16 protein-coding genes are annotated in these 25,425 nt (G+C 34.5%); 15 read left to right on the forward strand and 1 reads right to left on the reverse strand.

Features of this window, described 5'->3' with window-relative positions:
- The first annotated feature begins 7 nt into the window (after positions 1–7).
- Complete coding sequence (locus BOW57_RS17040; protein WP_129055971.1) at positions 8–1,630, forward strand: UxaA family hydrolase; 1,623 nt, start codon at positions 8–10, stop codon at positions 1,628–1,630.
- Between the two features lie 189 nt (positions 1,631–1,819).
- On the opposite strand, the gene BOW57_RS17045 is transcribed toward BOW57_RS17040, so the two are convergent.
- Positions 1,820–2,848, reverse strand: a complete 1,029-nt coding sequence (locus tag BOW57_RS17045) for a LacI family DNA-binding transcriptional regulator (RefSeq protein ID WP_089054078.1) — start codon at positions 2,846–2,848, stop codon at positions 1,820–1,822.
- 288 nt (positions 2,849–3,136) lie between these two features.
- Here BOW57_RS17045 and BOW57_RS17050 point away from each other — a divergent pair, with 288 nt between their 5' ends.
- From BOW57_RS17050 to BOW57_RS17115, 14 genes are all read left to right on the forward strand, one after another.
- Entirely contained in the window at positions 3,137–4,567 is a 1,431-nt protein-coding gene (locus tag BOW57_RS17050) for a glycoside hydrolase family 28 protein (protein WP_129055973.1), read from the forward strand.
- A gap of 44 nt (positions 4,568–4,611) precedes the next feature.
- Positions 4,612–7,743, forward strand: coding sequence for a TonB-dependent receptor (locus BOW57_RS17055; RefSeq protein ID WP_129055975.1), 3,132 nt, complete (start codon positions 4,612–4,614; stop codon positions 7,741–7,743).
- Between the two features lie 12 nt (positions 7,744–7,755).
- On the forward strand, positions 7,756–9,429 hold the full coding sequence (locus BOW57_RS17060; protein ID WP_129055977.1) for a RagB/SusD family nutrient uptake outer membrane protein: 1,674 nt from the start codon (positions 7,756–7,758) through the stop codon (positions 9,427–9,429).
- A 103-nt stretch (positions 9,430–9,532) separates the two neighbouring features.
- Complete coding sequence (locus BOW57_RS17065; RefSeq protein WP_129055979.1) at positions 9,533–10,468, forward strand: alpha/beta hydrolase; 936 nt, start codon at positions 9,533–9,535, stop codon at positions 10,466–10,468.
- 10 nt (positions 10,469–10,478) lie between these two features.
- Complete coding sequence (locus BOW57_RS17070; protein ID WP_089054083.1) at positions 10,479–11,444, forward strand: DUF4861 family protein; 966 nt, start codon at positions 10,479–10,481, stop codon at positions 11,442–11,444.
- Between the two features lie 334 nt (positions 11,445–11,778).
- Positions 11,779–12,978, forward strand: a complete 1,200-nt coding sequence (locus BOW57_RS17075; RefSeq protein WP_129055981.1) for a glycoside hydrolase family 105 protein — start codon at positions 11,779–11,781, stop codon at positions 12,976–12,978.
- A 13-nt stretch (positions 12,979–12,991) separates the two neighbouring features.
- Positions 12,992–14,197: a glycoside hydrolase family 105 protein gene (locus tag BOW57_RS17080; protein WP_129055982.1), complete on the forward strand. Its 1,206-nt coding sequence runs from the start codon at positions 12,992–12,994 to the stop codon at positions 14,195–14,197.
- 24 nt (positions 14,198–14,221) lie between these two features.
- Positions 14,222–15,442 (forward strand): glycoside hydrolase family 105 protein, encoded by a 1,221-nt coding sequence (locus BOW57_RS17085; protein ID WP_129055984.1) that lies wholly within the window; start codon positions 14,222–14,224, stop codon positions 15,440–15,442.
- A 301-nt stretch (positions 15,443–15,743) separates the two neighbouring features.
- Entirely contained in the window at positions 15,744–17,342 is a 1,599-nt protein-coding gene (locus BOW57_RS17090) for a glycoside hydrolase 43 family protein (RefSeq protein ID WP_129055987.1), read from the forward strand.
- A gap of 8 nt (positions 17,343–17,350) precedes the next feature.
- Complete coding sequence (pelA, locus tag BOW57_RS17095) at positions 17,351–19,354, forward strand: pectate lyase (RefSeq protein ID WP_129055989.1); 2,004 nt, start codon at positions 17,351–17,353, stop codon at positions 19,352–19,354.
- 140 nt (positions 19,355–19,494) lie between these two features.
- The gene (locus tag BOW57_RS17100; protein WP_129055992.1) at positions 19,495–20,841 is read left to right on the forward strand and encodes a glycoside hydrolase family 28 protein; all 1,347 of its coding nucleotides are present in this window, start codon (positions 19,495–19,497) and stop codon (positions 20,839–20,841) included.
- 228 nt (positions 20,842–21,069) lie between these two features.
- The gene (locus BOW57_RS17105) at positions 21,070–21,816 is read left to right on the forward strand and encodes a rhamnogalacturonan acetylesterase (RefSeq protein ID WP_164973734.1); all 747 of its coding nucleotides are present in this window, start codon (positions 21,070–21,072) and stop codon (positions 21,814–21,816) included.
- Between the two features lie 946 nt (positions 21,817–22,762).
- The gene (locus BOW57_RS17110; protein ID WP_129055994.1) at positions 22,763–24,973 is read left to right on the forward strand and encodes a hypothetical protein; all 2,211 of its coding nucleotides are present in this window, start codon (positions 22,763–22,765) and stop codon (positions 24,971–24,973) included.
- Positions 24,974–24,995: 22 nt separating this feature from the next.
- On the forward strand, positions 24,996–25,394 hold the full coding sequence (locus BOW57_RS17115) for a hypothetical protein (RefSeq protein ID WP_129055997.1): 399 nt from the start codon (positions 24,996–24,998) through the stop codon (positions 25,392–25,394).
- The last annotated feature ends 31 nt before the right edge of the window (positions 25,395–25,425 follow it).

A 25,425-nucleotide genomic window follows, 5' to 3' on the forward strand; every position in this document is an offset into this window, starting at 1 on the left:
GTTAATTATGGCAACGCAAAAAAAACTTATAAAAGTTCATCCAACCGACAATGTAGCGGTTGCTTTGGTGAATCTTACAGCGGGCGAAGTAATTGATTTCGAAGGAGAATCAATTACTATTGAGTCTGATGTAAAAATGAAACATAAGATTGCAATGGTTCCTTTTAATGTGGGAGACAGAATCATTATGTATGGTGTTTTGGTAGGAAAAGCAAGTGCAAGAATCGAAAAAGGAGGATTGCTTTCTACTGTAAACGTGAAGCACGAAAGCGATAAAGTTACTGGTAAAACAGAAACTATTGGCTGGACAGCTCCAAATGTTGATAAATGGAAAGATAGAACTTGGCAGGGTTTTCATAGAGAAGATGGTCAGGTTGGAACTGAAAATGTTTGGTTGTTTTTTCCATTAGTATTTTGTGAAAACAGAAACATCGAAATCTTAAAAGATATTTTTGAGAAAGAATTGATGAAACCAAAAGAAAATGATTACCAGTTATTACTGCGTTCTTTGGTAAAATCAGAAACAGGCGGAGCAGGTAATGAAGCGGCTTCAAATGATGCTAATTTGTTTAATAATATTGAAGTAAAATTCATTACGCACCAAGGCGGCTGCGGCGGAATTCGTCAGGATTCTCACAGTTTAGCTAAATTATTAGCAGGTTATGTAAATAATCCTAATGTTGCTGGTGCTACTGTTTTGAGTTTAGGATGTCAGAATCTGCAAATTCAAATTTTCAAAGACGCTTTAGATGCAATAAATCCAAATAGTAAAAAACCAGTTTTGATTTACGATCAGCAATCTATTGGGACAATTGAAACTATGTTGAGCAGTGTTGTAAAAGATACTTTTGAAGCAATTAAAAAAGCAAATGAAATAAAGAGAGAACCAGCTCCATTATCTAAACTAAGAATTGGTTTAGAGTGTGGTGGATCTGACGGATTTTCTGGAATTTCAGCAAACCCAACATTGGGAGTGTTATCTGATCATTTAGTTGCTTTGGGAGGAACTACAATTCTTTCTGAATTTCCTGAATTATGTGGAGTAGAACAAGAATTGGTAAATCGTTGTATAGATGATAAGGATGGAAAACGTTTCTTAGACTTAATGCAATGGTACGAAAAAACAGTTGTAGATGCAGGTTCAGGATTCGATATGAATCCTTCTCCAGGTAACATTAAAGATGGTTTGATTACAGATGCAATGAAATCGGCTGGTGCTGCTAAAAAGGGAGGAACATCGCCAATTACAGGTGTTTTCGATTATGGAGAATATATTAACGAACCAGGCTTTACATTGCTTTGCACACCAGGTAATGATGTTGAATGTACGACTGCAATGGTAGGTTCTGGTGCAAATATGGTATTGTTTACAACAGGTTTAGGAACGCCTACAGGTAATCCAATTGCTCCAGTTGTAAAGATTTCATCAAACACGCAATTAGCGGCTAAAATGTCTGATATTATTGATATTGATACTGGCGGTATTATCACTGGTGAAAAATCAATTGATGAAATGGCTGATGAAATGTTAGAATTCATTATTGATGTTGCAAGTGGTACAATTAAAACCAAAGCGGCGATTTTAAATCAAAACGATTTTATTCCTTGGAAAAGAGGAGTTTCTTTATAAGAAGAGATTTAAACATATATATATTAAGACGCACAGCAGTGCGTCTTTTTCTTTACCATATAAATGATATAAGTTCATTCTAGATTGTACTTACAATAAAAAAGCAGCTCCGTAAGAGCTGCTTTTTTTGTTACATTTTAAACTAAACTTAAATTTACTTATGTAACTTATATGGTTTCAGACGAAAAACTAAAAGGTAGTTCTGGATGATGATTTACGAATGTGTAATTCTGGAGCAAGAACAACCTTTTTTTCGATTTTAATAGTATCGGTTTTGTCTACTTGTTCTAAGAAAACGCGAGCAGACATTTTTCCCATTTCCAGGGGAGATTGATCAACAGAAGTAATAGACAATTCCATGAATTTGGTAAAAGGTTCATTACTAAATCCTGCGACACAAAATTCTTTTGGAATACTGATGTTTCTCTCTTTTAGCTCTTGTATTGCACCTAAAGCGGCAAAATCACTCGAAGAGAATATAGCATCAGGAGGTGTTTCTAATTGTAATAATTTGTCAACTGCTTCTTTTCCGGCATCAACACTACTTTTTACAGGGATTACATATTCTTCTCTAAATATCATTCCGTTGTCAAGTAAAGCTTGTTTGTAACCTAAAAACCTGTTTTTAAAAATATCTAATGATTGGTCACCAGATAAGTGAGCAATACATCTACAGCCTTCATTAATTAAGTGTTTTGTGGTTAAATAACCGCCTCTAAAGTCGTTAATAGTTACAGAGCTCACTCCGTCGATATGTTTACTTCTATCAAAAAAGATTAAAGGAACGTTTTTTTGCAGTACGTTATGAAAAGCATTGTCGTTTTCAGAGGTAACATCAGTAACAGACATGATTATGCCGTCGACCTGTGCATCTATTAAAGTATATAGATTTTCATTTTCTCTTTTTTTGCTTTCATGAGTTTGGCAGATAATTACCTGATAACCGTGCGGATGCAGTTCTTCTTCAATTCCTCTAATAACCGAGGCGAAAAAATTGCTGTCAATTCTAGGTACAATTACTCCAATATTATTGCTTCTGCCGCTTTTTAATGCTAATGCAAGCTTGTTTTGCTTGTAATTCATTGAAGCAGCTGTTTTAATAACCAATTCCCGAGTGCTTTCTTTTATTTTAGGATTATTATTAAGTGCTCTGGAAACAGTAGCTGCAGTGATATTTAATTTTTCGGCAATATCATAAATGGTTACTTTTTCGCTCATTAAAAAGAGATTTTACAAATTAATTTATAGACAAAAATACATTTTTTTATATAATGTAATATTTAATGTTATCGATTACCATAATTCATTACTCAAACGATTTCTGTTTTACAATGATAATAAATTATAATATTTTTTGCATTAAATGTAATAATAATTATTAATAAAAATTAAAAGTATAAATTTTTTCTAAATAAATTTGGTTCGTTGAAACATATTTTCTAATTTCGTGTAATCGATTACATAATTATTGATGTTTTCGCTTATTAAACTATTAATTCTGTTCAAATGATTAAAGATAAAGGTGTAACGTGCAAAAGGGTTGTTTTTTACAGCATAATGGTTGTGATGGTTTTATCATGTTCAAAAAAGATTAATAGTGTAACAGAAGCGGATCCTTGGAAAAGAATGGAATCGATAATAAAAAGTATTCCAGAAACTCATTTTCCAGATAAAACATATAATGTAAACGATTTTGGAGCAATAGCTGATGCAAAAACGTCAAATACTTTAGCTTTTGAAAAAGCAATTAAAGCTTGTGCATCAAATGGAGGAGGAAAAGTTTTGGTTCCGAATGGGAAATACCTTACAGGTCCGATTCATTTAGAGAGTAATGTAAATCTGCATTTAGAAGATAATGCTGAAATTCTTTTTAGTCTGAATCCAAAAGAATATCCAATTGTTCATACTTCTTGGGAAGGAACTGAAGTAATGAATTATTCACCGCTTATTTACGCTAAGGGTAAAACGAATGTTGCTGTAACTGGAAAAGGAACTCTAAACGGACAGGCAGACAGTACAAATTGGTGGATTTGGTCTGGCGGAAAAAATTATGGCTGGAAAAAAGGTATTCCGTCTCAGAATGATCCAAACAATCGTGAAGTTTTGGTAGATATGGCTGAAAAAGGTGTTCCAATAGCGGAAAGAGTTTTTGGAGAAGGAAGATATCTGCGACCAAATTTTATTGAGTTTTTTGAATGTAACATCGTTTTAGTAAAGGATATAACGGTAATAAATGCTCCTTTTTGGATTTTACATCCTATCAAAACAAACAATATGATTATTGACGGTGTAACGGTAAACAGCCACGGACCAAACAACGATGGCTGCGATCCTGAGTATTCTCAAAATATAATAATTAGAAACTGTACTTTCAATACAGGTGATGACTGTATTGCGATTAAAGCAGGTCGTGATGCTGATGGAAGAAGAGTGGGATTACCAAGTAAAAATATCATTGTGCAAAACTGTAAAATGATCGACGGGCACGGAGGCGTAGTTATTGGAAGCGAAATATCAGCCGGTGTGAATAATGTTTTTGTAGAAAACTGCAATATGGACAGTCCAAATTTGGATCGTGCCATTCGAATCAAAACCAATTCAAAAAGAGGCGGTGTAATCGAAGATGTTTATGTTAGAAACCTTGAAGTAGGAACTGTGAAAGAATGTGTATTGAAGTTAAACATGTTTTATAATGTTTACGGATCACAAACTGGAAATTTTGTACCAACGATAAGGAACATAAGTCTTGAGAATGTAAATGTAAAAAATGGTGGAAAATACAGCGTTTGGGCAGAAGGTTACAAGGAATCTCCAGTAGAAAATGTAACCCTTAAAAACGTAAAAATTCAAAAAGTAGATTCGATCTATAAATTAAAAAATGTAAAGAAAATAAAATTTATTAATACCTATATCAATGAAAGAAAAGTAAATAATTAAGGACAAGTAACTATCAATTAACCAAAAAACCACTAAACAAAATTATGAACATTAAACAATCATTAAAGAGAAAAATAAAATACAATATTGTATTTTTATTTTTCCTAAATTTTCTGGTGAGCTTTTCAGCAAAAGCACAGTCTACCACAATAGAAGGGAAAATTACAGATGCGTCGGGATTGTCACTGCCAGGGGTAAACATTAACGAGAAAGGAACCAAAAATGGAACTTCGACAGATTTTGAAGGAAGTTTCAAGATAAATGTAACAAGTAATAAAGCAGTTTTAATAATAAGCTATCTGGGTTTTCAAACTCAGGAAGTAAGTGTTGCTGGAAAAAGCAAAGTAAATGTTAGTCTTGTAGAGCAGTCAAATTCATTAAATGAAGTTGTAGTAGTAGGATACGGTTCTGTTAAGAAAACAGATCTTACCGGTTCAGTAAGTACAATTAATGCGGCTACAATTACAGAAAGAAATACAATCAGTCCGCTTGAAGCAATTCAGGGAAGTACTCCTGGAGTTCAAATTTCATCTAGTACAGGTCGTGCGGGTGATGGATTTAAAGTAGTAATTAGAGGAAATAACTCTCTAATCGCAGATTCTAGTAATCCAAGCATGGTTGGTTCTTCTCCACTATATGTAGTTGACGGAGTTCCAATGGATGGAATTGATTTCTTAAATCCACAGGATATTGCTAGAATGGATGTTTTAAAAGATGCGTCTTCAGCGGCAATTTATGGTTCTAGAGGATCTAATGGAGTTATTATTGTTACGACAAAAAGTGGTACAAGTGCAAAAGCAGGTATCAGTGTAACATTTGATACTTCTTATGGAAATAAAACAGCAGCTAGACTTCCAAAAATGATGACTGGAGAAGAATGGTGGAAATTTCACCAAGTGGCTTACATGAGTGCTACTCCTGCAACGCAGACTCCAGCTCAATTAGCAGCATTAGCAGGAAATCAAAGTCCATTATTAGTTTCACGCGCCAATAGCGGTTATAATTATGACTGGTATGATGCAGTACTTAAAACTGGAATGACTGAGAATAACTACTTAAATATTTCTGGTCGTTCAGATTCTGGTTTGAGTTATAACTTAGGATTTGGTATTCAAAGTGACAGAGGTCTTATAGATAATGATTCAACAGACAAATACTCTTTTAAATTAGGACTAAATCATAAAATTAATGACAAGTTTTCTACAGGAGTAAATGTTACAATTGCAAGATTAGACAATCAATTAGGAAGTGATTTAGCTATGCAGGATGCTTTTAGACTAAGTCCTTTAATGTCTCCTTGGGCTGTTGATGCAGCTGGAAATGAAAAAGTAGGAACTTTATTTTTCTTACCTGGTAAATTAACTTATCCTGATGGTTCTTGGGCAATTAATAAAACGTCTACAGTAAACCCATTAATGGAGATTGCTAATTCTTCTCAAACAGAGAAAACATGGCAGACAGTTGGTAATGCTTATTTTCAATATCAGCCTTTAAAATGGCTTTCGTTCAAAACTACATTTGCTGCAGGTATTATGGATACACAAGGCTCAAAGGCTTATACTGCACAAACAAATGCAGGGGTAACATTAAATGGAAAGAATTCTGCAACTCTTGAAAACTCAAATAACTTCAATTATACTTGGGACAATCAAATTGATTTAAAACATACTTTTAACGATGTACATGATTTTAGTTTATTGTTATTACAAAGTTTGTACTCAAATGTTGATGAGTTTTCTTCTTTGTATTCTAACAATCAGCCTTTTGATGTAGGAACAGATAACATGGGTTCTGGAGTACAAACCAGTTATGTAGTAAAATCATCTTATGCAAAGAATACCTTAAACTCTTATGCAGTTCGTTTAAACTATGCCTATAAAGACAAATATTTAATTACAGCTTCTACAAGATGGGATGGTTCTTCTGTTTTATCTGAAGGTAATAAATGGCAGAGTTTCCCTTCTGTAGCATTAGGATGGAAAATCAGCAAAGAGTCTTTCTTAGAAAACAGTTCAGTAGTTTCTGATTTAAAATTACGTGCGAGTTTAGGTTATACAGGAAATGATAACGTTGCGCCATATACTTCTCAAGCATTACTAAATCAGCAGACATTTTATGCTGCAGGAGCAAATGTTGTTTCTGGATGGCAGTCAGAAAATTTAGCGAACCCAAATTTAACTTGGGAAAAAACAAGAGAATACAATTTAGGAGTTGATTTTGGATTCTTAAAAAACCGTATTAGCGGTAGTGTTGACGTTTATGACAGATTATCAGATGATTTAATTTACAAGCAGCAATTACCAGCAGAAACAGGCTGGAAAAATACATTTGCCAATGTTGGATCTGTAAGTAACAAAGGTATTGAGGTTTTATTGACAACAAAAAACATTAAATCTAAAAATGTAAATTGGGAAACAACTTTTACATTTACTAAAAACGTAAACAAATTAGAGTCAATTTACAATCAAGATAAAGTAAGTGATATTGGTAATAAACTGATTCTTGGAGCACCTTTGAATCCTAATTACAATTATGTTTATGATGGAGTTTGGCAAGAAAGTGAAGCTGCTCAAGCAGCGACTTACGGAATGGCTCCTGGACAAGCAAGACCAAAAGACTTAAATAATGATGGTAAATTTAATCAGGATGATAGAACTGTAATTGGTAATCCAAACCCAGAATGGCAGGGAAGTTTTTATTCAAAATTAACTGTTGGACAGTTTGATTTCAATTTCTCAGTTTTAACTAGCCAAGGGCAAACTGTTTTGAGTACTTTTCACCAAAACTTTGCTGATGTAAGCGATAGAGGACGTCAGAAAATTGCAATGGACTATTTTATTCCAACTAATGGTACAGGAATTCCTGCTAATGCAAACACTCAAAATCCAAGACCAGGACCAGTTGCAACAGGAGCTGGAGCTTATTGGACTTCTTTATTTGGATATTATAGAGATGCTTCTTACGTGAAAATTAAAAATATATCTTTAGGTTATACACTAGATTCTGAATTGTTGAAAAAACTAAAAATCAGTAATCTAAGAGTTTATGTAAATGTTTTAGACCCATTTGTATTTACAAAATTTGACGGGTACGATCCAGAGTGGGCAGGTTCGCCATTTGGAGTAAATCGTCCAGCATCTGTTACTACACAATTGGGATTAAGTGTTAAATTTTAATAAAGATATCAAATGAAAAAAATAATAATAATGTTAGGAATAATCGCTGTATCTGTAAGTTCATGCAGTGATTATATTGAAGAAGAAAGCCGTTCTTATGTACCCGCAGATGCAACCTATAAAACCGCATCTGGATTTCAATTATTGGTAAACACAAATTACGCTTGGTTAAAAGGTATATATGGTGGAAATCCGTGGCTTTTTGAGTCAGGAACAGATATGTATGCAGAAGGAAGAGGGCCAGAACCTGCAGGTTTAAGTCAATATACACTTTTAATACCTTCATCAGATAATGTGGCAGATTTATACAATCCTTGTTATCAATTGATTCAGGCGGTAAATAAAACGATTCATTTTTCGACTATAACAGAGCAGACTTCAATTTTAAATGCTCAGGTAGGTGAAGCAAGATTTTTAAGAGCACAAGCTTACTTTTTGTTGGTGCAGACTTACGGTGGTGTTCCAGTTGTAAACGATTATATTTCAACACCAATTTTATCTTTTACCAGAAATTCAGCCGAAGAAGTATATACACAGATTATAGGTGATTTAGATTTCGCATTGGCAAATGTTGGAACTGCAGCTTATAGCTCAGCAGGAAAAGTAAACAAAAGAGCCGTAAATGATTTATTGGCAAAAGTTTACTTAACAAGAGGATACGAAACATTTGGTAAAGCAGATGATTTTACTAAGGCTGCATCTTATGCTGATGCTGCGATTGCAGGACAAACTTTGGCAATTGCTTTTGATCAATTATTTAAACCTGGAAACGATTTAAATGCTGAAACGATTTTTTCTGTACAATATGATAAAGCATCAACAAGTACAGACCCAACAAAATTAGGGAATAATCAGTTTTACTATTTTAGTTCTTACTTAGGTGGAGCAGAAACTGGAGCACCGTTAAGAAGCTACAATTTATGCCCGACAGATTATGCTTTAGGATTATATGAAAAAGGAGATAAAAGATGGGATGCTACTTTCATGACTGAAATTCTTGAAGGTCCAGAAACTACAAATGGAGTTACTAAAACTATTTTGTACTATCCATACTATAGAAGTTCAAATCCAGCATCATTAAAAGTAAGACACTTTTACGAGCCAAAATGGTTTACGCCTGCTGACAGAACAGCTTGGGAAACTGCAAATGCCTCAAGAAAAGCGGCTACGTTTGTTTACCACCCTTGGGGAGAGTATTCTGCAGCTCATACTTTAATTAAAAATTTAGACTGTTACACTATTCCAGTGAAGAAGTTTGACGATCCAGATCCAACTACACCTTCAAGTACAGGACCAGTTAGTACAAGAGATATTATCGTATCTCGTTTGGGAGAAACTTACTTAATTGCTGCCGAAGCGTATTTAAAAGCAGGACAACCAGGAACAGGTTTAGCTCGTTTAAATGAAGTAAGAAGAAGAGCGGGAGTTGCAAATGCGACAATCGGACAATTCACTATCGATTATATTCTTGATGAAAGAGGTAGAGAATTGTTAGGCGAATATAAAAGATGGTTTGATTTGAAGCGTACAGGAACATTGGTTGACAGAGCTTCAGCATATAATTATAAAATTAAAGCATCCAACTTTGTTGGTGTAGGCGGTAAACTTAAAATCTTAAGACCAATTCCACAATCGGTTTTAGATTTAAACCAAAATAAAGATTTTCCTCAGAATCCTGGTTATTAGTAATTGATTAATATTTTGAGACTATTGTTTTTTTGAAGCAGTTAAAAAGGAGTTTGGCCAAAGTGCCGAACTCCTTTCTTAACTAAAAAGTAAAAGGATTTTAATGCGAAAAATTGTATTGATTTTATTAGGGTTTACATGCTTTGCAAATGCACAGCAGACTTATAGTGTCGACACTTCGTACACCGTAAAAAGCACCTATGCTAAGTTGATAAAAAAATACCCGTCGATTACAATTCCAGTTATTGCTGAGAATGAAAATATCGATAAAATTGGCGATGTGGCTTATTTTACATCAAAAGAAAGAACACTGCATTTAGATGCTTTTGTAAATAAGAAACAAAAACAAAATCCCGCTGTAATCATGATTCACGGCGGCGGATGGAGATCAGGAAATAAAAGCCAAATGAATCCTTTGGGGCAAGAAATAGCTTCAAAAGGCTATTCTTGTTTTACAATAGAATACAGATTATCGCTCGAAGCAAAATATCCGTACGGCGTGTATGATGTAAAAAATGCGATTAGATTTATAAAAGATAATGCAAAGAAATTCAATGTAGATCCAAACAAAATTGCGGTTTTAGGCTGTTCTTCGGGAGGGCAAATGGCAGCTTTGATTGGTACAACAAATGGAATTTCGGCTTTTGATGATCCTTCAAATAAAAGTAAATCATCTTCAAAAGTAAATGCAATCATCAATGTAGACGGCATTTTGGCATTTAGACATCCAGAATCTTCTGAAGGAGAGATGGCATCGTTTTGGCTTGGAGGTTCTTATGAAGAAAAAACAGAGAACTGGAAAAACGCATCGGCTTTAAGCCATGCTAATAAAAATACACCTCCAATATTGTTTATAAACAGCAGTATCGACAGGTTTCATGCCGGAAGAGATGATATGATAAAAATTCTAAATCAATATAAGATTTATAGTGAGGTTCATACAATCGAAAATTCGCCTCATTCCTTCTGGTTTTTTCAGCCTTGGTTTAATCCAACCGTTGATTTTACAACTAATTTTTTAAAAAAGACATTCAAATAATTGCAATAAAATGAAAACAAAAATCACAGTCGCAGCCTTATTTTTAATTGGTTTGACATCAGTAAATGCTCAAAAGTATGATATTAAAACCGCTAAAACATATGCCGAAATTTCTGCTAAAACAGATGGACATTGGGAGGGAAGGAAATACAAAGGCGGAACCGTTTTTAAAAATGTAGACAGACTAAAACTAGCTCCAGAGCATACAGATCATTCTTTTGATATTCGTTACGAAGGTCCGGGATGGGAAAGTAACCGAATTGGATACCGATTGTATCTAGACTGGAGAAATGCGATTGATATTTTTGGAAAGAAAACTTCTAAAATGATTCTGCCAATTGTAGGTCAGGATAATTTTGATTCGTATCACGAAATGAGCGATTGGGGAGCGGATATTCTAAAAGCAGGGAAAGGAATTGGGATTGGATCAATTGATCGTTATTTAAACAACGAAAAACTGCATTTCCGTGAAGTAGATTCTACAATTGCAACTGTTGTAAATAAAAACAACGAATCTGGCGTAAAAGTGAATTATTATGGATGGAAAACAGCTTCTGATAAAATTGATTTTACTTCAACTTTAACAATAAAACCAGATCAGCTTTATACAAAACATACTATTCAGGCTTCAAAAGAAATTAAAGGAATTTGTACCGGAATTGTAAAACAGAAAAATACAGAACTTCTTAAAAAAGAAAGTAAAAACAAAAAATGGGCATATTTGGCAACTTACGGTGTACAGTCTTTAGTTCCAGATAAATTAGGAATGGCTATTTTTTATGAAGTAAACACAATCGAAAATATTGCTGATACTGATTTAGATTATTTATTAGTTTTTAAACCAACAACAAAAGCGACTTCATTTTACCTTTTAGGGGCTTGGGAACAAGAGCAAAATGGCATAAAATCGAAAGAAGATTTCGTGAAATATTTAGACGCTCAATTAGAAATTCTGAACAAAAAAGGAAAAATGTAGATTTTAGTTTTTATCACTCCTGATAGCTATCGGGATAAATGAATAATAAGATTAAAAAAATCTGCAAGATCTGCTATCCGTGCGATAGCGAACAGGCGAAGCAAATTTGCGTGAAAATAATTTAACAAATAGAAGCATAGAATTTATTGTTTTTTAAAAGAGTATAAAAGAAGCTCGCTTTTTACGCATAGAATACTATGTGTGTTAACGCAAGTGAAACGCCTTTTATCAAGTACCAAAAGCTATGTTTCTATGTGTTTAAAATGCAAGCAAAGAATAATCCAAATAATCCATTATCCTGATAGCTTTGGGAGTGGTAAAACAAAATATAAGAATGAATTATAAAAAAACAGTCTTTGCGTTTTTCTTATTGTACAGCATTTTTACAACTGGTCAGAACAATGATAATCAGAATAAAATTGCAGTTGCAGCCAATTCAAAATGGTCAGAGAAAACAGCAGTGACAATTCTGAATAAATACCCGAAAGCCTGGCAGATCGACGGAACCGAAAAACCAAAATGGGATTATAAAATGAGCTTGACTTTGTCTGCTTTTGAGAAATTGTATTTGAAAACAAAAGACAAAAAATATCTCAATTACATCAAAGAATATGCAGATGAACTGATTGACAGCAACGGAAATATAGCCAAATACGATATTAAAGAGTATAATATTGATTATGTAAATCCTGGAAAATTACTGTTTAATTTATATGAGGAAACAAAAGACAATCGCTATTTAACGGTTATCAAACAATTAAGAACACAGCTCGAAAGTCAGCCAAGAACACCAAGTGGAGGATTTTGGCACAAACAAATTTATCCGAATCAAATGTGGATTGACGGTTTGTACATGGCAGAACCTTTTTATGCCCAATATACGGTTAAGTACGAAAAAGGTAAAAGCTTAGGCGATATTGCGAAACAATTTGAATTGGTTCACAATCATTTATTAGACAAAAAAACAGGATTGCCTTATCAGGCTTGGGATGAAAATAAAGAAATTGGCTGGGCAAATCCCGAAACAGGAACTTCGCCAACAATTTGGAGCAGAGGAATTGGCTGGTATATGATGGCATTGGTAGAAACATTGGATTATTTTCCTAAAAGTAATCCAAAGCAAAAAGAATTAGTAAGTTATTTGAATGAAATAGCAAAGAATTCGGTTAAGGCTCAAAGCCCTTCAGGATTGTGGTATCAAGTTGCCGATAAACCAGAATTGACAGGCAATTATTTAGAATCCTCAGGTTCTGCAATGATTATTTATGCTTTGGCAAAAGGAGCAGATAAAGGATACTTGAATGCATCGTATAAAAAAACAGCGCAAAAATCTTTTGATGCATATGTAAAGGAATTTGTCAAAACAAATGAGAATAATGAGATTACCATTTCAAATGTTTCATCCAATGTAGGATTGGGTGGAAAACCTTTTCGTGATGGTTCAAATGAATATTATGCAAAAAGTAAAACAAAAGACAATAGTTCGCCGGCATTAGCGGCATTTTTACTGAGTGCAGTAGAATTAAATAAATAACAAACGATTTATTATGATAAAGAAAAGCCATTTTAGTTTTGCCCGAATTGTACTGATAAGTGCGATTGTATTTTCGTTTAATGCAATTTCGGCGCAGTCTTCTAGTACTATTTCAAAAGATCTAAAATGGTCAGAGCGAATGGCGCTTTCTATTATCAAGCGTGCTCCAAAAGCTTGGCAGGTCGATAATAACGAAAAACCAAAATGGGATTATAAATTGGGTTTATTGATGACTTCTTTTGAAAAACTGCATCAAAAAACAAATAATCCTGTTTATGGCGATTACATTAAAGCTTATGGAGAAACAGTAGTTAATCCTTTGGGAGAAATTATGAATTATAAACTCGAAGATTATAATATCGATTATGTAAATCCGGGTAAGTTTTTGTTTGAACTTTACAAAAGAACAAATGATAATCGTTATCTAACAGCTATGCAGACTTTAAGAAAGCAGTTAGAAACACATCCAAGAACAAATTCAGGAGGATTTTGGCACAAAAAAATATATCCGTACCAAATGTGGCTCGACGGTTTGTATATGGGAACACCATTCTATGCACGTTATACAGTTGAGTTTGACAACGGTAAAGATTTAGATGATGTTGCCAAACAATTCGAACAAATTCACCTGCATACGCTGGATAAAAAAACTGGATTGCTTTTTCATGCTTGGGATGAAAGTAAAGCGATGCCATGGGCAAATAAAGAAACAGGAACTTCACCAAATTTCTGGTCACGTTCTATTGGCTGGTATATGATGGCTTTAGTTGATGTTCTGGATTATATGCCAAAAGAGCATCCAAAAAGAAAAGAACTAATTCAGTATTTAAACGATATTTCAAAAGCTGTTGCAAAATATCAAGACAAATTAGGATTATGGTATCAGGTTACCGATGCAGGAAATAAAGAGGGAAATTATCTTGAAGCTTCGGGATCTGAAATGTTTGTTTACGCTTTTGCGAAAGGAGCAAAAAAAGGATATTTACCAGCATCGTATAAAAAACTCGCTTTAAAAGGTTTTGACGCCATTACTAAAAAAATGGTTACTGTTGATGCTGATGGCGAAATTCATATTACACAAGTTTGCGCCAGTGCAGGATTAGGAGGAAATCCGTACCGCGATGGTTCTTTTGAATATTATATAAAAGAGAAAATAAAAATAGATAACTCACACGGTTTAGGGCCATTTATTTTGGCTGCATTAGAAGTAGAACAATAGTAGAATTTTTAAATATATTTTGAAATGAAAAATAGTAGGAAACACAGTTTTATGTCGGTTTTATTAGTTTGCGTAATGGCTTTTACAGGCTGTAAAGTAACTTCACAGGAAACTGCAAAAAAGGAAATCGTTATTTCGAAAGACATGAAATGGTCAGATAAAATGGCTTTAACCTTGATGAAACGTCATCCAGAAAGTTACATGATCGACGATTCTAAAAAACCAAAATGGGATTATGTTCATGCCTTAGTATTACACTCTATCGAAGAATTGTACAAAAAAAATCCAGATCCGCGTTACAAAGCCTATATAAGAGGTTATGTAGATGAATTGGTACAGGAAGACGGTACGATTAAAACGTACGAACTAGACAAATACAATATCGATTTGGTGGTTCCGGGGCGTTTACTTTTTGCTATTTATGCCGAAACAAAACAGGATAAATATTTAAAAGCAATGCAATTGGTTCGCAAACAATTAACAGAGCAGCCTCGTACAGCGAGCGGCGGATTCTGGCACAAACAAATTTATCCAAACCAAATGTGGTTAGACGGTTTGTATATGGGAGAACCATTTTACGCAGAATACACATTGACTTTTGAAAATGGAAAAAGTTTTGATGACATCGCAAAACAATTTGAGTTGATTCAATTGCACGCAACAGATCCTAAAACAGGATTATTGTACCACGGTTGGGATGAAAGTAAAGCAATGCCTTGGGCAAATAAAGTTACAGGAAACTCACCAAATTTCTGGTCAAGAGCTTTAGGCTGGTATGCAATGGCGCTTGTTGACGTTTTAGATTATATGCCAAAAGAGCACCCAAAGAGAGCAGAATTAATTAAGTATTTAAACAATGTATCTGCAGCTTTGGCTAAATATCAAGATAAATCTGGATTGTGGTATCAGGTTACAGATAAAGCAGGAGGAAAAGGAAACTATTTAGAAGCTTCAGGATCATCAATGTTTGCTTATGCTTTTGCAAAAGGGGCAAACAAAGGATATTTACCAGCAAAATATAAAAAATTAGCCAACAAAGCTTTTGACGGATTAACAACTATTTTAATCAAAAAAGTTGATGAAGACGGCGGTATTACATTAACAAACTGCTGCCAAGTTGCAGGTTTAGGAGGAACTCCGTACCGTGATGGTTCTTATGAATATTACGTAAACGAAAGAAAAAAAGACAACGATCCTAAAGCAACTGGTCCTTTTATTTTAGCTGCTTTAGAATTAAATAGATAATTTATAATTGTTAATTGTGAGTTATGAATTATTAGTGAAGACGGTCTGCTTTGTCTTGTTGAGCGAAGTCGAAGCATCGAACAGAAACTCCAATTACAAATTAAGGTACAAACCCGATAGGTTTTAAAACTTGTCGGATTTAAAACACAAAACTTGTCATTTCGACCGAAGGGAGAAATCTCACTCGTAATTCGACAAAGATTGAAGACATTCTGTACGGAATTTCTAGTGCGATTTACTTCGTCTATTCGCTATCGCTCGAGTCTCCCTTCGGTCGAAATGACAAAAAAACAAAACAAAAATGAAAAGTATAAAAATCGCAGTTCTTCTCCTTTCCGTATTTTCATTTCAGAAAAATGAAGCACAAGTATGGACACCAGATAATGGAGACGGAACATATACAAATCCAATTATTCATGCCGATTATTCAGATCCTGATGCAGTAAGGGTTGGAGATGATTTTTATATGACAGCATCGTCTTTTAATTGTATTCCGGGATTACCAATCTTACATTCAAAAGATTTAGTAAACTGGAAAATTATAAGCTATGCGCTGCCAAAACAGCCGCCTTTTGAAACCTATGATAAAGTGCAGCACGGAAATGGTGTTTGGGCGCCAAGTATTACTTTTCATAATAACGAGTTTTATATTTACTATCCAGATCCTGATTTTGGGATTTATATGATAAAAGCTAAAAAGGCTGAAGGACCTTGGTCAGAACCGCTTTTAGTAAAAGCTGGAAAAGGACTTATTGACCCGAGTCCGCTTTGGGATGATGATGGAAAAGTATATCTAGTGCATGCATTTGCGGGAAGCCGCGCGCAGATTAAAAGCTTAATTGTGGTTTGCAGCATGAATGTCGAAGGAACAATTGCTAATAATGATGAAGTAATGGTGATTGACGGACATGACGGCGAAGGCACGATTGAAGGACCGAAATTCTACAAAAGAAACAATTACTATTACATTTTTGCACCAGCAGGAGGAGTACCAACGGGCTGGCAGACTATTTTAAGATCTAAAAATGTTTTTGGACCTTATGAAAAGAAAAAAGTTTTAGAACAAGGATCAACCAAAATAAACGGTCCGCATCAAGGAGCGTGGGTGCAGACTCAAACAGGGGAAGATTGGTTTATCCACTTTCAGGATAAAGGTGCTTACGGAAGAATTGTGCATTTACAGCCTATGAAATGGGAGAAAGACTGGCCGGTTATGGGACAGGATTTTGATAAAAATGGAATAGGAGAACCGGTTACAACCTATAAAAAACCAAATGTTGGTAAAAAATATCCAATAGAAAATCCAGCAACATCAGATGAATTTAACGAACCAAAATTAGGATTGCAATGGCAGTGGCACGCAAATTCTCAGATCAACTGGGGATTACCTACAAGTCTTGGTTATTTGAATTTGTTTTGCATGACCACAATTAAGGACAGTAAAAGAATTTTTGATGCACCAAATTTACTGCTTCAAAAATTTCCTGCTGAAGAGTTTTCGGCGACAGCCAAATTAACTTTTAATGCAAGATTAAACGGAGAATCGACAGGACTGATTATTATGGGATTGGATTATAGTTATTTATGCTTAAAAAACGATAACGGAAAATTATATCTCAATCAAAAAACAGGAACTTTTAATAAAACCGTTTCAGAAACAGAAACAAAACCTATTTTAATTTCAAGCAATACAATTTATTTGAAAGTAAAAGTAAAAAAAGGCGGAATTTGCAGTTTCTTTTATAGCTTAGATGATAAAAACTATCAGCCGATAGGAAGTGATTTTACTTCAATCGAAGGAAAATGGATTGGAGCAAAAATGGGACTTTTTGCTTTAAGTGAAAAAGTAACAAACGATTCAGGAAGTGTGGCAGTTGATTGGTTTAGAGTAACGAAATAAAATTTAGAATGGTTCAGTTAAAAAAAATCCTATTGCTTTTTAGTATTGTTTTGAGTTTTAGCACTCAGGCACAAAACACCTATAAAAACTGGCAGGATATAATTCGTAAAAACGATGCTTCATGGTTTGGTACCGAAGAAGCTAAAAAGATTGCCGAAAATGTACTGCTTTACCAAAGAGATATTGGGGGCTGGCCAAAGAATATTCAAATGCAGAATGAGCTGACTTCTTCGCAGAAAAAGGATTTACTCGATATTAAAAAGACCACAAAAGAAACCACAACAGACAATGGAGCAACCACTCAGGAAATGCTTTATATGTCTAAAATGTATGCTCAGGTAAAAGACGAGCGTTACAAAGAATCATTTTTAAAAGGGTTAAATTATTTACTGGAAGCGCAATATGCAAATGGCGGCTGGCCTCAATTTTATCCTTTAAAAAAGGGATATTACACCCATATTACCTACAATGACGATTCGATGGTTCGTATTTTAGAGGTGATGAAAGAAGTAAGCGAGGAAACAGATTTCTACAGCATTAAACCATCAAAAGAAATTATTGCCAAAACAAAAACAGCTTTTGATAAAGGAATAGACTGCATCATCAAAACACAATACAAACAAAATGGAGTTTTAACGGCTTGGTGCGCACAGCATGATGAAGTTACGCTGCTTCCTGCAAAAGCGAGAGCGTATGAACTGCCTTCGCTAAGCGGAAAAGAATCGGCTAAAATTGTACTGCTTTTAATGGCAATTAAAAAACCGTCACCAGAGGTTATGACTGCTGTAAAAAGTGCCTATGCATGGTTTGAGAAAACAAAAATTACCAATCTTGAAGAAAAGCGTGTTTTAAACGATGCAGGAAAAGTTATTGATAAAAAGATGATTCCAACTCAAAATGCTGCGCCAATTTGGGCAAGATTTATGGAATTGGACAATAACGAACCTTTCTTTTGCGATCGTGACGGAATCAAAAAGAAATCACTAGATGAAATTGGTGCGGAACGAAGAAATGGTTACGCTTGGTATACAGATGAACCAAAAGAAGTATTGAAAAAATATACCGCTTGGGGAATTAAAAATGGTACAAAAGTTTCAGAAGCAGCATCAGAGAAGAAGAAAGTTGTTTTTTTTACCGTAGCACAGGATGGTTCTGGAGACTTTACCAAAATACAAGATGCCATATATGCGAGCCCCTCTTTTCCTTATGAAAAAGTAACGATACTTATTAAAAACGGAACATACAACGAAAAGCTTAGAGTGCCTGAATGGAACAACAATTTGATTTTATTTGGCGAAAGTAAAGAAAATACGATCATTACTTTTGATGATAATTTTTCGAAAATCAACTTAGGGCGAAACAGCACTTTTTATACATCAACACTTTTAGTAGAAGCAGACGATTTTACAGCGTTTAACCTAACCATTAAAAACGCTTCGGGCGATAAAGGTCAGGCAATTGCATTATCGGTTACCGGCAATCGTGCTAAAATTACCAGCTGTATTATTTCAGGAAATCAAGATACCTTATATTTATCAGGAAAAAATGCCAAGCAGTATTTTAGAAACTGTTATATCGAAGGTACAACCGATTTTATTTTTGGCGGAGCCACAGCTTTATTCGAAAACTGCATTATTCACAGTATTAAAAGTTCATACGTAACAGCTGCTTCAACTCCCGAAGGTGTTGCTTATGGTTTTGTTTTTAAAAATTGTAAACTAACCGCAGAACCTGCTGCAAACGCCGTTTATCTGGGCAGACCATGGCGTATTTATGCCAAAACCGTTTTTATCGACTGCGAATTAGGCAAACACATAAAACCCGAAGGCTGGGAAAATTGGTCAAAACCCGATGCAGAGAAAAAAGCCTTTTATGCTGAATACAATAACAGCGGCGAAGGATTTCAACCAAAGAAAAGAGTCGCATGGTCGCATCAGCTTACAAAAACAGAAGCAGAGCAATATTCGATAGAAAATATTCTAAAAGATACAGTGCCTAATTGGTACCTTTAATTAAGGTGCTGAGGGACTAAGGTTCTAAGATGCTAAGTCTTAGACGAAATATCTCAGAACCAAAAAGACGAACAGCACGGCGTCTCTACAAGAAAAACCTCAGAACCTCAGAACCTCAGAATCTTAGAACCTTAAAAAAAATGAAATATCTACTTCTCCTCTTAATATCCTGCGTTTCCTTTGCTCAGAAAAATGATTTTCCAACAGCAAAGGTTGATTCTATAGTAAACAGAATTCAGCTTCCTGTATTTCCTGCTTATCAAGTTAATATTGTAAAAACAGGAGCAAAAGGCGACTCTATTACAAACAATAAGGCTGCGTTTGATAAAGCAATGGCGCTTTGTAAAAAGAAAGGCGGAGGAACCATTATTGTTCCAAAAGGAATTTATAAAATAAACGGGCCTATTCATTTTGTGAGTAATGTAAATTTGAAAATAGAAAAAGGCGCCAAAATAAAATTCAGCGACAATCCTCAGGATTATCCTTTGGTTTTAACCAGCTGGGAAGGCACCATGCTTTACAATTACAGCCCGCTTATTTATGCTGCAGACTGTACTAATATTGCACTGACTGGCGAAGGAACTATTGATGGTGAAGGCGGGAAAGTTTGGAAAAGCTTTAAAGCAAAAGAAGGTCCAGGCAAAGAATTAAGCCGAGATATGAATCATAATAATGTGCCGTTAAAAGATAGAAAATTCGGAGAAGGTTATTTTTTACGTCCGCAGATGATTCAGTTTTTAAATTGCAAAAATGTACTTGTTGAGAATGTCAGAATTGAAAATTCGCCGTTTTGGTGTCTGCATCTTTTAAAATCACAAAGTATTACAGTTCGAGGCATCAGCTATAAATCATTAAACCATAATAATGACGGAATCGATCCTGAATATGCAAAAGATGTTTTGATTGAGAATGTAACCTTTAACAATGGTGATGATAATGTTGCTATTAAAGCGGGGCGAGATCATGAGGGAAGAGCAAATACAGCAACACCAAGTGAGAATATTGTAATTAGAAACTGTAATTTTAAAGGACTTCACGGAGTTGTAATAGGCAGCGAAATGTCGGCAGGAGTGCAAAATGTATTTGTTGAGAACTGTAAAACAATAGGTTATTTAAAACGAGGAATTTATTTAAAAACTAATGCCGACCGCGGCGGTTACATTAAAAATGTTTTTGTTAGAAACATACAATTAGATCAAGTTGAAGATTGTCTTTATATGACTGCTAATTATCATGGAGAAGGCAAAGGCTGGCAATCGGATATTTCAAACATTCATTTTTCAAATATTACTTGTAACAAAGCATCAGAATCTGGAATTGTAATTCAGGGTTTCCCAGACAAAAAAATTAGAAACATATCGCTGAACAATATCGAAATAAAAGAAGCAAAGAACGCCCTGTCAAACGAAAACGCAGAGAATGTTTTGATGACAGATGTTTTTATAGGCAAAAGAGCAGGAGTGCCTACAGCAGTTTCTAAACCTTAATTTTTTTAGGTTCAAAGGAGCAAAGGAACAGAGGAACAGAGGTTTTCTGATGATCTACACCGCAATGCGTTTATACAAAGTATTGTCCTCCTGAGCGAAGTCGAAGGATTTTCAAGCTGTAAAGGTCTTCGACTTCGCTCAGACTGACAAACGGAGAATATAAAATATAGAAAAAAAAACTTAGCTCCCGATAGCTAGCAGGAGCATGAAACATAAAAACAAACAAAAATGAAAAAATATATCTTCTTAACACTACTAATTACATCAGTTTGTTTTGCACAAAAAACGACTTTATACACAATTGGCGATTCGACAATGGCAAATAAAAAAGACCCTGATAAAAATCCAGAACATGGATGGGCACAAGTATTGCAGTCTTTTTTTAAAGATGATATTGTAGTTGTAAACAAAGCCGTTAACGGTCGAAGCACCAAAAGTTTTATCAACGAAAAACGCTGGGATTCAATCTATAAAAAATTAAAAAAAGGCGATTATGTTTTTATCGAATTTGGACATAATGATGAAAAAATCGAAGACTCAACACGTTATACAAATCCGCATACGACCTATCGATATAATCTGATTCGTTTTGTAAAAGACAGCAGAGAAAAGGGAGCAATTCCAGTTTTATTGACTTCAATTGCCCGACGTAATTTTAATGAAAAAGGAGTTCTCGTACCTACGCATGGTGATTATCCACTCGAAACCCGTTTGACCGCACAGGAATATAAAGTCCCTTTTATAGATTTAGAGTATTATACAGAACTTCTAGAGCAGTCTTACGGTCCTGAAAAGTCAAAACAGTTGCATTTGCATTTTAAAGCAGGCGAGAACCCTTATTATGATAAAGATAAGGCCGATGATACGCACCTTTCTTTGCTTGGAGCCACAAAAATAGCACAGATAGTGATCAATCAAATAAAGCAATCAGGAGATCCACAGCTAAAAAAACTTAAGGATAATTGTAAAATGTAAAATGTTTGTAGTTTATGGCTGTTGACAGTTGCAATTTGACAGTTGTTAATCGTTAGATTTCGACATTCAGCACTAACAATTAACCATTATCCATTATTTTTTTTTGTCTTAAAATGTTGCTTTAAAATCTTTTAATGGCAATAAAACAGTAATTGCGAAGCTAATTTTGCAACTGTAAATATCATACTGGCTGTGAAATTCTCAGTAAGATTTTTTACCTTTTTTACATAATATTTTAAAAAGAGAAAGCATATTGTTTTCTCTTTTTTTTATGTTTAAAAGCCTATTTTAGAGTTGTTAGTTTATAGTTTTTGACCGAAAGCCTGCATTCTAAAGCATAACCTAAGCATAGAAAACGTATAGAGATAATAGCAGCCTATGGTTTTAAGGTGATTAGATTACACCTTTATCATTTAAAATTACCATCAACAATTATCTATTCACAATTACCATCAACTTTTGCCTTAAAATGCTGTATAAAAAACTTTTAATATCTATTTTGGAATGATTTAGCTGTTATATTCGTGAATAATAAATACTGTTGTTTTATTAGTTGTTTTTAGAATTTATAGTAACACAGTTTTATAAGCCATAATAATTTTTTCGAAAATGAGAGGATACGAGTTCTCTCATTTTTTTTTCTTCTTTTTAGTCTAAATACTTAGTCTCCGTATTTTCAAACTATAGTAATTCCATAAGTAAACAGAGTAGGAATAATGACTTTATACTTTAAAAGTTATGATTATTGTTTACTGCAAAGAGCGTTTTAAAGGTAAAAAACATCGCCTAAATACTAAAAAAATAGATGAATGGTACATTTCTGTAGAATTGTCTTAATCTGTTATATTAAAAACTTTTACTGGTAAAATAAGCTGAATTTAAGAAAGAAGTTTGCAACTTAAATTGAAACTATCAAAATTATTAAACAGCAAATTAAAAGTAAATTATGAAAACAAAAGTTACTTTATTTTTAGCGCTTCTTTTATTCTTTTTTATTGGCAGTTACGCATTTGCACAAAATGTATCAGGAACTGTCAGTACAACAGGATGTCTTAGCGGAGGTGTTATAACCGCAAAAAATGATGCGAGTTGGGTAGTGCCCCAATATCAATTACTCAAGGGCGGCTTGGTTATTGCTCCATTTGCGGGTGATGCGACCCAATTTTCAGATGATCCTGTTTTTACAGGGCTTGCGTCTGGTAGTTATGTGCTTAAAGGGCGTAATACCAATTCAGGAACCCAGTTTACCAGTGCTTCTATAACAGTATCGGACGGTTATACAGTGATGAAAGTGGCTACGCCTACTAAAATTGCAGGATGTACAGGAGGTTTAGAAGTATTGACTACGACAGTAACGGGTGGTAAACAGCCTTTTACTTACAATATTGCTTTACAATCAAGCCCTGGAATTAGCATACAGAGCAGCGGTGCAATTAATGCCGCTTCTTTTGCCTTTAACGGGTTACCGGTTGGTAATTATATTGTAAGCGTTACCGATTCATGCGGGCAGACCGTTACAGGGGCAACGGCTATTTCACTTGCAACGGTTACTTTGAATGATGTTAAAGCAACTACATCATATCCTACGCGTTCGGTTGGTATGAATTGTGCTTCGAATATTGTTATGACTGTTGAATTAGGCTTTCAGTACGTCGTAAACAGTACTACAGTTTCTACAGCAGATGCCGCTTTGTTTAGCTGGAAGGTAAAATATCAGGGAATAGAATATGGTAAAGACACCAATGCAGACGGTTATAGTGATGCTGATGGAGAAGGATATCCATTAACCACAAAAACAATAACAATGCCTAAGATTGCCACTCGAGATGGTGTATTTGCAGATATACCAAATATGAGAATTGTCATAATTGACAAGTGCGGTAACAAGAAGGAATTTGCAGTTACACAATGGTCGAGTGGAGGGGCGATGACACCTTTAAATTGCGGGGGATCTGGAGTAGTAAAGGTTGTATCGAATCTTTTAACCTGTTTCCCAATTGACATAAAGTTTACAAATACAGCTGATGCTGCAGATGTAGTGACAAAAACAATTTCAGGAGCAGCTAATGTTTCTATAACATTAGATGGTTTTACACCTGGCGCTACGTACCATGTTACTTATGAAGATGCTGGCGGCAATACGACCAATGATTATGCGACAATGCCTGCCTCGCAGAATATAACGATTCCAGCAGCTAGTAGTCTTGTAATGTTGCAAAGTACTTATGGGGTTCAGCCCAATCTTAATGTTTTAGGATATGGTAGAGCGATGGTATCGATTGTTCCAGCTGTCAGCACAAATGTAACATTTAATATATTAACTTCAGATAATCCTCTGGCACCGGTTGGTTCTACGGGTACTGGAGTAGTTACTCAAAATGGTACAGGAACTTTTAACGAAATAAATGCATCAGATCCAAGTGGTTACTGGCCACAAGGAAATTATACCGTTGCAGTTACAACAGAATGTGGTACAAAAAATGTGAATTTTGTCGTGCAGGGTTATAAAGCCACACTTTCTGGTTATACTGCAGATCCAATCTGCGGAGGATTTAATTATACCATGAAAGGAATTTTTGATGTACAAAGTGCTTATCAGGTTATTGTGGTTTCAGGACCATCAAATGTTGGGCAGGTGCGAGACTTAGCCAGTACTACAGCTTCACTGCCTTTTAATGGTTTAAATTTTGGGACGTATGTTTTTGGTTTACGAATTAAAGGAGGTTCAACCAATGTATATACTCAAACGGTTACTTATGATGCCAGCAATACAATTACAGTAGACAAAGGCAATACTGGAGGTTTTGTGTGTACTGAGGAAGCTACAAATGGTACCTTGACTATTACAGCAGCTACTATTTCTCCAGCTCCTAATAATGTATTGCAATATGCTTTGAGTTTAAATGGAGGCGCAACATATGGTGCTTATCAATCATCTAATCAGTTTACAAACTTAGGAAAAGGTTCTTACTATTTTAAAATAAAAGACGGTTGTGGTAACGAGATTACGCAGACTTCTCAAATAGGAGTAGCTGGTGCACCAAATGCAACAGCAGAAAGTTTATACAATCCAACTTTATGTAAACCAAATACTGGTGTAATTTCGCTGGATGTTGATATTTCAAGCGCAGTAACGTATTCATGGACAGGTCCGTGATAATAAGAAAGTTTTTTTAAAAATGTTTAAAAGAAAATTTAAAGATGAATTTGAATTTTCTGAGGATTCTTTTTTATTAAAAAACGAAGAAGAATCAAAAGATTTTGATCGTTCTATTTTTGTTATTTATGAGAAATCAGAATTAATTGATTTTTTAAAATTAGATAAAAAAGGAAGAAACGTTATGATCTGCTTTTCAAATAAAAATCTTCTGAGCGGTTTGTTTTTTCTAGAAGACATAAAAAACCTTTGTTTAGTTGATATTACAAAGAGCAGAACAGAAATATTTAGAGATTTAAAAGAGTATTTTAAAAATAAATCAGACCTGATGCCTAAACTGCCAGAAATTGCATTTACAAATCCAAGTATTACTCAGATGCAGTTTAATAGTTTTCAAAAAGCTTTATTTTACATGTCATAGATTGCATTGCGAAAAATGCAATAATAAAAAA

This window comes from Flavobacterium sp. YO64, assembly GCF_004119505.1.
GTDB classification, from domain to species: Bacteria; Bacteroidota; Bacteroidia; order Flavobacteriales; family Flavobacteriaceae; genus Flavobacterium; species Flavobacterium oncorhynchi.